The 12,122-nt window shown below is 66.2% G+C and carries 13 protein-coding genes and 1 pseudogene; 10 read left to right on the forward strand and 4 right to left on the reverse strand.

Annotated features, from left to right (window positions below):
* The first annotated feature begins 99 nt into the window (after positions 1 to 99).
* A complete protein-coding gene (locus DI041_RS03210; RefSeq protein ID WP_046986800.1) occupies positions 100 to 420 on the forward strand; it encodes a hypothetical protein in 321 nt (106 codons plus the stop codon).
* A 13-nt stretch (positions 421 to 433) separates the two neighbouring features.
* On the opposite strand, the gene DI041_RS03215 is transcribed toward DI041_RS03210, so the two are convergent.
* Entirely contained in the window at positions 434 to 1,417 is a 984-nt protein-coding gene (locus DI041_RS03215) for a hypothetical protein (RefSeq protein WP_046986801.1), read from the reverse strand.
* Between the two features lie 138 nt (positions 1,418 to 1,555).
* Between DI041_RS03215 and DI041_RS03220 the strand changes: the two genes are divergently transcribed.
* Both DI041_RS03220 and DI041_RS03225 read left to right on the forward strand, forming a co-directional pair.
* Entirely contained in the window at positions 1,556 to 2,521 is a 966-nt protein-coding gene (locus DI041_RS03220; protein WP_136638244.1) for a DUF2268 domain-containing putative Zn-dependent protease, read from the forward strand.
* A gap of 46 nt (positions 2,522 to 2,567) precedes the next feature.
* On the forward strand, positions 2,568 to 3,356 hold the full coding sequence (locus DI041_RS03225) for an SGNH/GDSL hydrolase family protein (protein WP_136638243.1): 789 nt from the start codon (positions 2,568 to 2,570) through the stop codon (positions 3,354 to 3,356).
* Here the strand turns inward: DI041_RS03225 and DI041_RS03230 are convergent.
* Positions 3,331 to 4,215, reverse strand: a complete 885-nt coding sequence (locus DI041_RS03230) for a LysR family transcriptional regulator (RefSeq protein ID WP_136638242.1) — start codon at positions 4,213 to 4,215, stop codon at positions 3,331 to 3,333. The two genes, DI041_RS03225 and DI041_RS03230, sit on opposite strands and share 26 nt — an antisense overlap.
* A 105-nt stretch (positions 4,216 to 4,320) precedes the next feature.
* Here DI041_RS03230 and DI041_RS03235 point away from each other — a divergent pair, with 105 nt between their 5' ends.
* The gene (locus DI041_RS03235) at positions 4,321 to 5,454 is read left to right on the forward strand and encodes an agmatine deiminase family protein (protein WP_136638241.1); all 1,134 of its coding nucleotides are present in this window, start codon (positions 4,321 to 4,323) and stop codon (positions 5,452 to 5,454) included.
* A gap of 6 nt (positions 5,455 to 5,460) precedes the next feature.
* On the opposite strand, the gene DI041_RS03240 is transcribed toward DI041_RS03235, so the two are convergent.
* Complete coding sequence (locus tag DI041_RS03240; protein WP_046986807.1) at positions 5,461 to 6,006, reverse strand: thioesterase family protein; 546 nt, start codon at positions 6,004 to 6,006, stop codon at positions 5,461 to 5,463.
* Positions 6,007 to 6,075: 69 nt separating this feature from the next.
* Here DI041_RS03240 and DI041_RS03245 point away from each other — a divergent pair, with 69 nt between their 5' ends.
* From DI041_RS03245 to DI041_RS03270, 6 genes and pseudogenes are all read left to right on the forward strand, one after another.
* Entirely contained in the window at positions 6,076 to 6,651 is a 576-nt protein-coding gene (locus tag DI041_RS03245) for a TetR/AcrR family transcriptional regulator (protein WP_088026467.1), read from the forward strand.
* Between the two features lie 52 nt (positions 6,652 to 6,703).
* A complete protein-coding gene (locus DI041_RS03250; RefSeq protein ID WP_097049535.1) occupies positions 6,704 to 7,087 on the forward strand; it encodes a nuclear transport factor 2 family protein in 384 nt (127 codons plus the stop codon).
* 131 nt (positions 7,088 to 7,218) lie between these two features.
* Positions 7,219 to 7,479, forward strand: a pseudogene (locus DI041_RS03255) (hypothetical protein); the annotation flags it as partial.
* A 52-nt stretch (positions 7,480 to 7,531) separates the two neighbouring features.
* Positions 7,532 to 8,377 carry an energy transducer TonB gene (locus DI041_RS03260; RefSeq protein ID WP_136638240.1) on the forward strand — a complete coding sequence of 282 codons (846 nt, stop codon included), beginning with the start codon at positions 7,532 to 7,534 and terminating at the stop codon, positions 8,375 to 8,377.
* Positions 8,377 to 9,246, forward strand: coding sequence for a hypothetical protein (locus DI041_RS03265; protein ID WP_136638239.1), 870 nt, complete (start codon positions 8,377 to 8,379; stop codon positions 9,244 to 9,246). Before DI041_RS03260 ends, DI041_RS03265 begins: the two co-directional genes overlap by 1 nt.
* 13 nt (positions 9,247 to 9,259) lie before the next feature.
* On the forward strand, positions 9,260 to 9,778 hold the full coding sequence (locus DI041_RS03270; RefSeq protein ID WP_136638238.1) for a hypothetical protein: 519 nt from the start codon (positions 9,260 to 9,262) through the stop codon (positions 9,776 to 9,778).
* A gap of 46 nt (positions 9,779 to 9,824) precedes the next feature.
* Here the strand turns inward: DI041_RS03270 and DI041_RS03275 are convergent, their stop codons facing one another.
* Positions 9,825 to 11,936: a TonB-dependent receptor family protein gene (locus tag DI041_RS03275; RefSeq protein WP_136638237.1), complete on the reverse strand. Its 2,112-nt coding sequence runs from the start codon at positions 11,934 to 11,936 to the stop codon at positions 9,825 to 9,827.
* Positions 11,937 to 12,122: the final 186 nt, after the last annotated feature.

The raw sequence follows: 12,122 nt of genomic DNA on the forward strand, positions 1-12,122 counted from the left end.
AATCAACTGTGGAGACTCGGTAACGACGTGTTACCGGCACATTCGCATGCCATGCAGATGGGCTAGGCTGACCCTGTGAGTTCGCCCCGGGTCGTTGCAATGAAAGCCATCCTTCTTGCTGGAACGTTGTACTTGGTCCTGGTCTCAACTGCGGGTGCGCAGCCACTGCCCACCGAACTGGCGCAGCTGGGCATCATCGCCGGCATGCCCTACGCCAAGGCCAAGCGCCTGCTGGATGCCGCAGGCTGGCAGATAAAGCCTGCGCAGGGCGCGCCGGAGTCGCTGGAGGGCTTTCCGGAAGTCGGATGCCAGAAGGACGGAAAGCAGTGTGCGACGACCTTCGAAAAGGACGGTCAACAGATCGCGGTGCGGCTGGGCACTACCCTGGCAGGGCAGCCGTTCGTGCAGAGCGCTGACTGAGCGTCCGCCACGCTCACGCCAGCGGTAGACGATCCTGCGCGTGCGACAGCCGGTCATGCAGATCGCGCACGTGCTCGGCCTTGGCATGCACCCGGGTCGTATCGCCGAAACTGCGTAGATAAGCGCAGGCCGCGAAGCCGGCGCTCTTCTTTTCGTACTCGGCAATCCAGGCCAGTCGATCCGGATTGTTGGCCTGTTCGGCTGACCATGCGGCCACCGGTGGCCGGATGCGGTACTTCAGGCCGACGCGCCACGGCTTCGGTGTCAGTCGCGCACGGAAACAATGCTGCAGCCGGCACATGCGCGCGTACAGGGTGTCGGTGCCCAGTGCCTTGAATAACGACTGCAGCTGCTCGTCCTCGGGCGAGAACGAGGCATGCATCGCCAGCACACGCAGCCCGGCCGGCGTGCGGTAGGCGCGCAGATGCCAATCCGGATGCTGTTCGATGAAGGCTGCGACGCGCTGCAGGGCTACACCTTCGGCGCCACCGGCGGCGGCCAGGCGCCGCTTGCGCTGCATCAGCATCGCGGCGTTCACCAGCACCACGGCCGCCACACCCAGTACCAGTCCCACCAGCCAGTGCCAGAGCAGGGTGCCGATGATGGCACCGGCGAACAGCAGCGCTGCGGCGATGAGGGCGGGCATCACGCAACCTGCCGGTGGTTGCGCATGGTCGATGTCGGCGAACAGCACGTCCGGGGTGTTCAGGCACAGCGCGCCATAGCTGTTGCGGGTGATGATGACATCGCTGTCGCGCTGCACGATCTGCTCGCGGATCGGTACCCCTTCCACGCCGTAATTGCTGCGCACTTCGCGGCGCGGGAGCGCCTGCCCGGCAAGAATGGCGTTGAGTGCTTCGTTGGCACGGCGGTCGGCGTGTCCCTGGGCCTCGGCAGGGCTTTCGTCGGACCAGCCGAAGCGACGCACGACCACCGGCCGGCCGCGGAAACGGGCCTGCAGGCGGGCTTCGGCCCAGTACGCGGGAACGATCATCATCGTGCGGTGCTCCATCTTCCGTGGCAGGTGCCGAAGCGAGTCTGGCACAGCGCCGGGGTGCCCGCATCCGCCTGCTGCGGTTGGCCGTGCGGAGTGATAGATTGCGCGCTTCGCATGCACTCCACCAAGGACGGAGCGATGTCCATGATCCTGCGCGGCCTGTTGGCCCTGGCCTGTGCCGGGGCGACGGGCGTGGCCACGGCGGCAGCTCCGGCGGGGCCGCAGATCCTCACCGAGGATGTCAGTCGTTTCTATGCGCTTTACGATGGTGCTGGCGGTAAACCCAGTGTTGCGCAGCTGCGTGGATACATGGCCGAAGGTTCGACGGGCCTGGCGGAGCTGGCCAAGGCGCGCCGGGTAACTCCCGAACGGATGGCCGAGTCCATCGCCAGCCAGCCCGAGCTGTATGCGCAGGGGCGAAACTGCCTGGCCGAGCTGCCGGCGGTCAAGCAGCGCCTCGTACAGGTGTTCGCCAACCTGCAGGCGATCTATCCGCAGACCCGGTTCCCGCCGGTGACCATCGCAGTGGGCCGTGGCCGGCCTGTGGGGCTGACCTCGAAGAGTGGGGTGATCATCGGCCTGGAAGCGCTGTGCGCGGCCGACTTCATGAATCCCAGTGTGCAGGACCGCTTCGTGCACGTGATCGCACACGAGTACGTGCACATCCAGCAGACCGGCCTGAGCGACTTCGAGCCGGGAGATCCGCGCGCGACCGTGCTGCGCGTGTCGCTGGGCGAAGGCATCGCCGAGTTCATCACCGAACTGATTTCCGGCAACGTCGGCAATGGGGGCCACGCGGCGTGGACGCGCGGCCGGGAAGTGCATATCGAAAGTGCATTCGCACTGGATCTGGACAGCACCGACCTGTCGCCGTGGCTGTACAACTACAAGCCGGGCTCGCAGGAGCCCTATGACCTGGGTTACTGGGTGGGGTACCGCATCGCCAAGGCCTATTACCTCCAGGCCAAGGACAAGCGTGATGCGGTGCGTGCGCTGATCCAGCAGGACAACCCGAAGGCGATCCTGGCCGCCAGCGGCTGGACGCCGGGCATGTGGATGCCGGCGAAGGTGACCGGTGTCGCGGCGCGCACGGCTGCACGCTGAGCGCGGGGCAGGGCGTTAGACTGGTCCCGTGTCTTGGGAGAGCCCCATGCGTATTCCTGTTGTGCTTGCCAGCGTTGCCGCCATGGTCCTTGGGATCGCCTTGACTGCTGCGGCCGTGGACGCTGAAACGAGTGCGGTCAATCCGCTGCTGCGGACGCCCATTGACCAGCTTCGTCCCGACGAAGTGCGCTTCATGCAGCAGCGCCTGGCCGATTGGCCGGAGCTGCAACGCTATCGTGATGCCAACGCGCAACTGCCTGCGGCAGTGCCGGGCCAGCCGCGCGTGGTGTTCTTCGGCGACTCCATCACCGAAGGCTGGGGAAGGGAAGGCAGTGCCGGTTTCTTCCCCGGCAAGGGCTGGCTCAATCGTGGCATCAGCGGCCAGACCACGGCGCAGATGCTGGTGCGCTTCCCGCAGGACGTGCTGGCGCTGAAGCCACAGGTGGTGGTGATCCTGGCCGGCACCAACGACATCGCCGGCAACACCGGCCCGTCCACGCAGGCGATGATCGAAGACAACCTGTACGCGATGGTGGACCTCGCCCGTGCACACGGCATCGCCGTGGTGCTGGCATCAGTGCTGCCGGTCAGCGACTACCCGTGGCTGCCGGGCACGGCACCTGCGCCCAAGGTGCGTGCATTGAACACGGCATTGAAGCGCTATGCCGATGCACAACAGATGGTCTATCTGGACTACTACACGCCGATGGCCAATAAGGCCGGTGGACTGGATCCGCAGCTGGCCGACGACGGTGTGCATCCCACCGCGAAGGGCTATGCGGTGATGGCGCCGCTGGCTGAGGCGGCGGTCAAACACGCACTGCAGCGGAAGTAGCTCCCGCGGGCAGACTCGCCAGCAACCACTCGCAGAAACTGATCACCAGCGGATCTGCCGTGCTGTCCTGGTGCACCAGCCAGCTCCAGCGCGGGCCGCGCACGCGTGCCTCATCCAGGGCTTGCAGCAGGCCTTGTTCGCAGGCGCGGGCTGCCAGCAGCTCGCTGACCAAGGCGATACCCAGCCCTTGGCACGCGGCATCCAGTAGTTGCCCGGGCTCGGAGAAGTTCATGCCCTCGCGGCGCTGGCCGACATCGGCGCCACCCTGCACCTGCCATTGGCTCCAGTCCATCTCACGTTCGCCATGCAGGGTGAGGCGTTCGTGCACGGGCGTGGCCAGCAGGTTGGGATGGCAGGCCGGATAGAGGCGGTCCTGCAGCAGCACGCGATGCTGGCACTGCGCCTGTGAGTCGAGGTCATCGCGTACCGCCACGTCCAACGTCTGCGTGGTCATGTCCGGTGCTTCTTCGCTGGTCAGCAACCACAGGTCGGCGTCGGGGTGCAGGCGGTGGAAGCTGGCCAGGCGCGGCACCAGCCAATGCCGGGCAAAGGCCGGGCTGGTGTTGACGATCAGTTGATTGGGCTTGCGGTACTGATCGAGCCGGCGGATGCCGCTGGCCAGCTGCCGCAGCAGGGATTGAGTGGTTTCCAGCAGGTCGATGCCGGCGTCGGTGAGGGTGACGCTGCGGCCCTGCCGGAAGAACAACGGCTGCTGCAGCGACGCTTCCAGGCCCCGGATCTGCTGGCTGATGGCCGACTGGGTCAGGTGCAGTTCCTCGGCCGCGCGATGGAAGCTGCCCAGCCGGGCGGCAGCCTCGAAACCCCGTAGGGCGTTCAGCGGTGGCCAGTGCTTGAGCATTTCAGTTAAGTAAAACTGTTCAATTGATGGCTGAATCTATCGTTTGTTCTTATGTGTCCGCAAGCGCAGCATAGCGCCCATCCCACACCGGGCCTGGAGCCTGTCATGAGCAATCGTCGTCACTTCCTCACCCAACTGGCGGGCGCCGCTGGTCTTGGTGGCCTGGCCGCTCTGGGTATGGCCGGCCTGCCGGGGCGCGTGGCTGCGGCTGCGCCGGGCGCAGGCATCTGGCGCATGCCCGATGAACATGGTCCGCAGGAACGCGTGTTCCTGGCCTTTGCTGCGCAGCCGCGGGTGTGGGGCGCGCAGGCCGATGCGGTGAACACGACCGTGGCGCGGCTGGCCCGCACCATCGCACGCCACCAGCCGGTCAGCGTGCTGTGCCGCCCAGCGCAACTCAAGCAGGCAAAGGACCGCTGCGGCCGCGAAAACATCGAGTTCCTGGAAGTGCCCTTGGATGACATCTGGGTGCGCGATTACGGTGGTTGCTTTGTCACCAACGACACGGGCGGCCTCGGCCTGGTCGATTTCAACTTCAACGGTTGGGGTGGCAAGCAGAGCGCGCGCAACGATGGCGCGGTGGCGCCGTGGCTGACGCAGGTGACCGGCGCGACGTTGCTGGAAAGCGATCTGGTGGGCGAGGGCGGTGGTATCGAAGTGGACGGCCATGGCACGGCGATCCTCACCGAGAGCTGCTGGGTCAACCGCAACCGCAATCCGGACTGGTCGCGCGCGGATATCGAGGCCGAGCTGAAACATCGCCTGGGCGTGCGCAAGGTGATCTGGCTGCCCGGTATCGCCGGCAAGGACATCACCGATGCGCACGTGGATTTCTATGCGCGCTTCGTACGCCCGGGCGTGGTGATCGCCAATCTGGACAACGATCCGGAGTCCTACGATTACGACTTGACGCGCGAACACCTGCAGATCCTGCGTAGGGCCACCGATGCCGATGGCCGTCGCCTGCAGGTGCATACCTTGCCGCCGCCGCTTGACGGACGCGACAACGTGCATACCCGCGACAACGCCGATCTGGCGATGGGCTATATCAACTACCTGCCGATCAACGGCGCGGTGGTCGCGCCGCAGTTCGGTGACGACGCAGCCGATGGATTCTGCCGTGAACTACTGGAAGGCATGTATCCCGGCCGCGCGATCGAGCAGGTGGACATCGACGCGATTGCTGGCGGCGGTGGTGGCATTCACTGTGTGACCAAGAACATGCCGAAGGTGGGCTGACGCACCTCAGGCATCGTCCTGCTTCAACGCGGCATCAGCCGCCAGCAGCGCTTCGGCGGCTGCACTGAGCGGCGGCGACGGTGGGGCGACCACGCCGATTGCTTCCATCATCTTCGGCATGCCCAGGAACTGCCGCGCGCGACGGTCGTAGATGCCGGTGACCAGCAGCGCACGGGTGGCGATCTTCTGCTCGGTCCCGATCATTACGCGCTGCTCCATGATGCCGCGCGAACCGACCCAGCCCACCAGCCGCGTTTCCAGGGTGAAGCGCTGGAACGGCTTCAGCTCGCGGCGGAACTGGATGGTGCCCGCGCCGACGATCGGTGCCCACTTCTCGCGCAGCGCCACCCGGCCCAGGCCCATGCGCAGGATAAGATCCAGCCGGCCAAGGTCGAAGATGTTCCAGTAGCGGCCGTTGGTCATGTGCAGGTTGCTGTCCAGGTCATTGGGCAGTACCCGGAACTGCAGCCGCGAGACCCCGAACGGGGCCTCCAGCTTGGGCCGGAACAGGCTGCACAGCAGCAGGTGGAGCAGGCGGAACCAGAGATTCATGGTTATGACGACTGTTATAGAATCGCCGGTACGCTAATCTATGACGACTGTCCTGGCAAGGAGCCTGCCGTGAGCCCGCGCCCCTCTGATGCGCCTCAACGCGTGATTGATGCTGCGGCACAGATGCTGGCGCGCGTGGGCCTCAATGCCACCAGCATCCGTGAGGTGACCAAGCTGGCCGAAGCGCCGCTGGGTTCCACCTACCACCACTTTCCCGGCGGCAAGCAGGAGCTTCTGGCGCGTGCCACCCATATGGCCGGCGACAAGGTGGAAGCGCTGCTGGTGGAGCTGCTGAAGGGCGGCGCAGTGCAGGGCCTGCAGCAGTTCCTGGCGATGTGGCGCGAGCGCCTGCTGCGCACCGATTTCCGCGCTGGCTGCCCGGTGCTGGCCGCTGCGGTTGAGGAGCCGGTGGAGGCCATGCCCAGCCAGCCGCGTGCCGCTGCGGCCGAAGTGTTCGCGCGCTGGCAGGGCCATCTGGCGGCGGCGTTCGTCGCCGAAGGTCACAACCCGGCAGCGGCGGCCGGCCTAGCCAGCCTGGTGATTGCCAGCGTGGAAGGTGCGGTGGCGATGTGCCGCGCACTGCAGGACATCGGCCCGTTCGACCAAGTGGCCGCGCAGTTGCTGAAGGCCGCCGCGCCGCCTTGATCCGGCGGCACGGTCGCGGGAGACTCGGCGCAGGCCCTGACTGGACGCCGCCATGGACGAATCGCACTGCCGCCACCTGATCGAGCACTACCTGCAGGCCTACAACCGCTTCGACATCGACGCCATGCTGGCGGTGCTGGCGCACAACGTGCGCTTCGAAAACCATAGCGGTGGCCAGCTGACGATGGTCACCGAAGGCATCGATGCCTTCGGCGAACTGGCACGGCAATCGGCGCCGTTGTTCCGTGAGCGCGAACAGCGGTTGCTCGAGTTGACCTTCGAGGATGGCATGGCGCTGGCCAGCATCGGCTGGCGTGGCGTGTTCGCGCAGGACATTCCCGGTGGTCCCAGCGCGGGCTCGGAACTGTCTCTGAAGGGACGCAGCGAGTTTGCTTTTGAGGACGGCCGCATCGTGCGGATCATCGACCGCAGCTGATGATCGATGGCCTCGGCCCGTCGTCTGGACAGCGGCTCCGGCCGCGGTAGAATCCGCGCAACACCGCCCACGCGTGCCCGGCAAGGATGTCCGCATGCTGCATCAGGTTCTTGAGCTTCCATGTTCCATGATCCACCGTCCTGCTGGCGAGCATGTGGGTGGTGTGGTCGGCGCCGGTGCTGATGGCCGAGCTGCTGGTGGACGCCGCCATCGCCGGTGGCCTGTACCGGCGCATGCGGGGCATGCAGGAGCAGGGATGGTGGCGGGTATGCGTGACGCACACGATCTGGCCGCTGCTCGGCCTGGTGCTGTTCTTTGCTGTGCTGGGTTGGCTTGCGCAGGCGCAGGCGCCAGAAGCGACCCACCTGCTGCAGGTCATTCAAGCGCTGTAGCGCCAAGGTCCCGGCCGATATTCCAACCTGCTTCATTTCTTCGAGGAGCTTGATGCGACAACGCATTGCACGGAAGCGCATCCTGACGACAGCGGTCGTCCTGTTCGTGGCTGCTGGCGCAGCGCTGATGGCCAGCGTGCGCCCGCAGTGGCGGCAGGATGTCAGCCCGCCTCCGATCAACCTGGGAACGGCACGGATGCAGGCCGAGGTGATGGCAGAGCTCATCGACCTGCGACCGACACCGCCAGGAAAGCCGCCGGGACTACCGATTCCAATGAAGGCAGTCTCCTCCCCGATGCTGACCGGCAACAGTGGGTTCGCGACCGCGGAGGTGCCGCTGGCAGATGTCGCGCCAGCACACTTCGAGCCGCCCGGCTGGGAACCCGACGTGCCATTTGCAGTGATGGAATGGACTGCGCCTTCCTGCGGTGAAGGAGACCCCGTCCCGGTCTGCCAGGTTCGTCACAACGTCGTCGAGTGGCGCGATGATGACAGTGCGGCGTCCATTCAACTTCAGCAGCATCTGGAGGCGATGCTGCAGGTTGCGAACCGCCGGGCTGTACGCGTACCCGACCTCGCGTTTGAGCTTGCGCATGTGCGAGCGCAACGGATGACGTGGGACGAGCTTCAGCAACGGCGCGCACGCGGCGTCGAGGGATGCACGGGTGGCCCGGGCAATCCGGATCTGGGCGTCGTCTATCTGCAGCGTCCTGTGTTCAGCATGGACGGGAACTGGGCAATGGCATCGGTCGCCTCGGATCTATGCAGTGGAGGAACGGGTATGCGCGACCTCTACCTTCTGCACCGCGGGAAGGACGGATGGGAGCGTGTTCGAGTGGAGCCTGTCCGCCATATGAGCTTTGGACACGGCCTGTGGCCCGCGTTGCCGGAGTCGTGATGACGGACACCTCGTGCATGCCAGACCGTGATTGCCAACAGCGGATCGCCTGGCGACGCATTGCATCGTTGGCGGCGGCGCTGTCGGCTTTGGCTCTCATGGCCGGAATCTGCAGCCTGCGCCCGAGGTGGCAGCAGGAAATCGGTCCGCCGCCGGTCAACCTGGGAACCGCGCAGATGCAGGCTGAGGCGATGGCGCTGGCGATCCGGCAGAGGCCGCCCTTCCTCCCTCCACCCCCGCCGGTGCCGCAGCCGACGGTTCTGCCATCGTCGCTGAGCGAGGTGCCCACCACACCGCAGACGCCGTCCACGCGCGTCGATCGATGGGGCCCGCAGGAGCAGCCGCAGTTGACCGACCCGGTGGGGGAGGACATCTACGTGATGGAGCAGACCTTGCCCTATTGCTGGCCGGGCAGCAGTGCCTCCGCCTGCCAGGAGGTGGACGATCTGGTCCTGCCGCTGGACGACCGGTGGCCGCCGGACATCCATGCGCTGCGGTTGCAGCTGCAGGCAGACCTGGTTCCTGCCAATCGCCGGTCCACGCCAGTGCCTGCAGCCGCATTGGCCGGTGCGCAGTGGACGGACAGCGCGGAGCTTCGAGCGCTGCGGGAGCAGGGGTGCAGGGCAACGGTGCATGGGCCGACTCGGAAATACGACCACTTCGCCTATCTGACCCGGCCCGTTTTCAGCGTCGATGGGCAGTGGGCTATGATCGCGGTCGCCTGGGATTCGTGTTCCGGCGATTTCGTCTACCGGGAGCTTGTTGTACTGCATCGCGAACAAGAACGCTGGATGGCCGCCCCCCCGGAACGAGGTCTGGGCGGCGTATGGGACGGCCGCATACTGCGGCCCTGGACGTACAACCACTGACGAGGAAGAGCGCATGGATGTCGCTGCACGCAGGAACAGGACGTTGTTTCGTTGGATCATGGCGACGCTGCTGGCGGTACTGATGCCGTTTGCAGCACTGGCGCAGCCCGCAGCCGGGCAGGCCGATACCGCCGAAGCCGCTACTGCCGCGGAAGAGGCGCAATGCCGCGCCTGCACTTATGAGCGTATTGGGCCCAAGGTCGATATCGGCCTGGTGGCCCTGATTTCGCTGCTGGTGGTGGGCCTGCTGGTGGCGGTATCCCGCGAATGGGGCACCACCTCGCAACGATGGACCTGCCGCACGCTGGCCCTGTTGCTGGTGGGTGTCGGTGTGGCGTTGCTGTGGTGGGCTGGCAGCGTCGTCTACCTGGGCTACAACCCGTGGCAGGAAATGGCCGCCCCCGTCGATGGCTCGCTCACATCGACACTGCTCACTACCTCACCGAAGTGGTTGGCGGCGATGGTGCTGATCGGCTTCGCGCCTTCCATCTGGAAACGCAGCGAGCGCCTGCCGGCGTGGCGCATCAGCTGACATTGAAACGGCGGCGCTGGATCACACCCGGCGCCGCCTGCGGTCATCAGTCAAAGCGCAAACGCACACCAGCGTAGATGCCACGGCCTTCGCCCGGCGTCGAGCGAGCAATATCCTTGCCGGCATCGTTGTAGCCTGGCGTGACCGTGGCGGCGTAGTGGCGGTTGCCGATGTTGCGCATCTCCGCCCAGGCCTGCCAGCGACCGCCGGGTGCGTCGTAGCCGATGCGGCTGCCGAAGATCACATGGCTGTCAGCCCAGTAGCTGTTGGCGTAGTCCACCGCGATGCGCGAGGCGTATTCGGTGTTGAGGGCGGCGTACAGGCCGGATGCGTGATCGAAGCGCAGCTCGGCCTGGTAGGCGTGGCGCGGCAGGCCGGGCAGGCGGTTGCTGCCGAAACGCGCATCGTGGCGGTAACGGAAGTCGCTGAAGGTATACGCCTGGCGCAGCGACAGGCGGCCGGGCGCTGCCTGCCACAGCGTGCTGTCCAACCCGGCTTCGATGCCACGGTGCACGGTGGGGCTGGCGTTGTTCTCGGCGATGAACAGGTTCGGCACCGGCTGCAGCTCGACGCTCAGCAGTTCGTGGTTCACGTGCGCGTAGTAGCCGGTTAGTTCCCAGCGACCCAGCGCCGCGTCACCGCGCGCGCCCAGTTCCAGCGTGGTGGCGGTCTGGTTCTGCATCGGCACCGGCGCGCGCTGGCGCCCGGTGGACGGGCCATTGCCCGGCCCGAAGTACTGGTTGGAGCCCCAGATCATCGACCACGGATGCGGCGCCTCCACCGAGCGGCTGAGGTTGCCGAACCACTGGGTCTGCGTGCTGTGCTGCCAGGTGAAGCCCAGTCGCGGTGCGTAGTCCCAGTCGTGGTCGCGCAGGCGGCCGCCGCTGCTTGGCCAGGTCACCTGCACATCGCGACGGGTGTTGATCAGTGCCAGCCCGGTCTGCATGCGCAGGCGGTCATTGAAGGTGAGGATATTGCCGACGTGCAGCGTGCTGTCGGTGCCGTGGTGGCGGAAGTCACGCGTGCGCGTGCCGGCGGCATAGCCGTTGCTGGCAAAACGCAGCGACTCGCGCACATCGGCATCCAGGTCATGGGTGACGCGCAGGCCGACCGTGGTTTCGCTGTCCAGGCCGAACAGTCGGTGCCGGTGGCGGTAGTCCAGCGTGGCGTTGAGGTTGGCGTAGTCCAGCTGCTGGCGGTACAGGCTCTCGTTCAAGTCCATCGGGTACTTGTGATAGACCAGTCCCGCCTGCAGCGAAGAATCCTCATCGATCTGCAGCGTGGTGACGTTGCCCACCCACGTGCTGCCGCGCTGCGGGCGGCGCGCATCGATGGCCAGGTTGGCCGCATTCGCGGCACGTGGGTCGTTGCGGATCTGATCGCGGGTCAGGCGACCGGGCGTTTCGTGATTGGTCTCGCGGTAGCGCACGAAGAAGCGCGTCTGCAGATCGGGCGTGATCTGCCAGCCGATGTTGGCCATCGCGCCCTTGCCGTCGCCGCGCGCATGGCGCTGATAACCATCGAACTCGGTATCGGTGTAGGCCAGGAAGTAATCGACATCACCATTGACGCCGCCCCAGCTGATGCCGCGCTTCTGGTAGCCACGGCTGCCGGCTTCGTAGTGCAGCTGCACGCCGGCCGAATCACGGCCGCTGCGGCTGACGTAATCGATGGCACCGCCCAGCGCCAGCGCGCCGCGCTCGAAGCCGTTGGCGCCGCGCAGGACTTCCACACGCGACAGCCACAGCGGTTCCAGCAGCTCATAGGGCGTACCACCCGGGCCGGTCAGCGGCAGACCGTCGATCGACACAGCGATGCCCGAGGCGTGCGCACCCGGGCCCCGGTTGATGCCCGAGCCACGGATCGACACCTTGGTGCCTTCGTTGCCCGGCGACTGTGCGCTGATGCCCGGCTGGTAGGCCAGCACATCGGCACTGCTGGACAGTCGGCTGTCGGCCTTGGCGACGTCGATGACGTTGCTGGCGCCGGGTACGCGCTTCAGCGCCTCGCGCGCCTGCGCGCTGGCATCGGCAGCAGCGGTGACCTGCACGGCATCCAGAGTGGTGGCCTGCGGAGCGGCTGCGGCAGTGGAGGTAAGGCCAAGGGAAACGGCCAGGAACAACAGCGACGGGGTGGGACGGTACGACGAGAGCGACATGCGGGAATGCTGTAAACCACGAAAGTGGCGCGCAAGTTAACAGGTCGGGGGCGCCACGTCACCCATCGGCGGCGTATGGGCTATCCGCAGCATCCATGTAGAGCCGAGCCCATGCTCGGCTATCGCGCGCAGGGCGGGTTTCCTTCGCTCGAAGCGAAGAGCAGCCGAGCATTGGACCGGCTCTAC

The organism is Stenotrophomonas maltophilia (assembly GCF_004920835.1).
GTDB lineage: Bacteria > Pseudomonadota > Gammaproteobacteria > Xanthomonadales > Xanthomonadaceae > Stenotrophomonas > Stenotrophomonas maltophilia_AQ.

Excerpts from the sequence above, each read along its gene's own strand:
- DI041_RS03210 (WP_046986800.1), top strand. The coding sequence starts at position 100 with ATGAAAGCCATCCTTCTTGCTGGAACGTTGTACTTGGTCCTGGTCTCA.
- DI041_RS03215 (WP_046986801.1), bottom strand. The coding sequence starts at position 1,417 with ATGATGATCGTTCCCGCGTACTGGGCCGAAGCCCGCCTGCAGGCCCGT.
- DI041_RS03220 (WP_136638244.1), top strand. The coding sequence starts at position 1,556 with ATGTCCATGATCCTGCGCGGCCTGTTGGCCCTGGCCTGTGCCGGGGCG.
- DI041_RS03225 (WP_136638243.1), top strand. The coding sequence starts at position 2,568 with ATGCGTATTCCTGTTGTGCTTGCCAGCGTTGCCGCCATGGTCCTTGGG.
- DI041_RS03230 (WP_136638242.1), bottom strand. The coding sequence starts at position 4,215 with ATGCTCAAGCACTGGCCACCGCTGAACGCCCTACGGGGTTTCGAGGCT.
- DI041_RS03235 (WP_136638241.1), top strand. The coding sequence starts at position 4,321 with ATGAGCAATCGTCGTCACTTCCTCACCCAACTGGCGGGCGCCGCTGGT.
- DI041_RS03240 (WP_046986807.1), bottom strand. The coding sequence starts at position 6,006 with ATGAATCTCTGGTTCCGCCTGCTCCACCTGCTGCTGTGCAGCCTGTTC.
- DI041_RS03250 (WP_097049535.1), top strand. The coding sequence starts at position 6,704 with ATGGACGAATCGCACTGCCGCCACCTGATCGAGCACTACCTGCAGGCC.
- DI041_RS03260 (WP_136638240.1), top strand. The coding sequence starts at position 7,532 with ATGCGACAACGCATTGCACGGAAGCGCATCCTGACGACAGCGGTCGTC.
- DI041_RS03265 (WP_136638239.1), top strand. The coding sequence starts at position 8,377 with ATGACGGACACCTCGTGCATGCCAGACCGTGATTGCCAACAGCGGATC.
- DI041_RS03270 (WP_136638238.1), top strand. The coding sequence starts at position 9,260 with ATGGATGTCGCTGCACGCAGGAACAGGACGTTGTTTCGTTGGATCATG.
- DI041_RS03275 (WP_136638237.1), bottom strand. The coding sequence starts at position 11,936 with ATGTCGCTCTCGTCGTACCGTCCCACCCCGTCGCTGTTGTTCCTGGCC.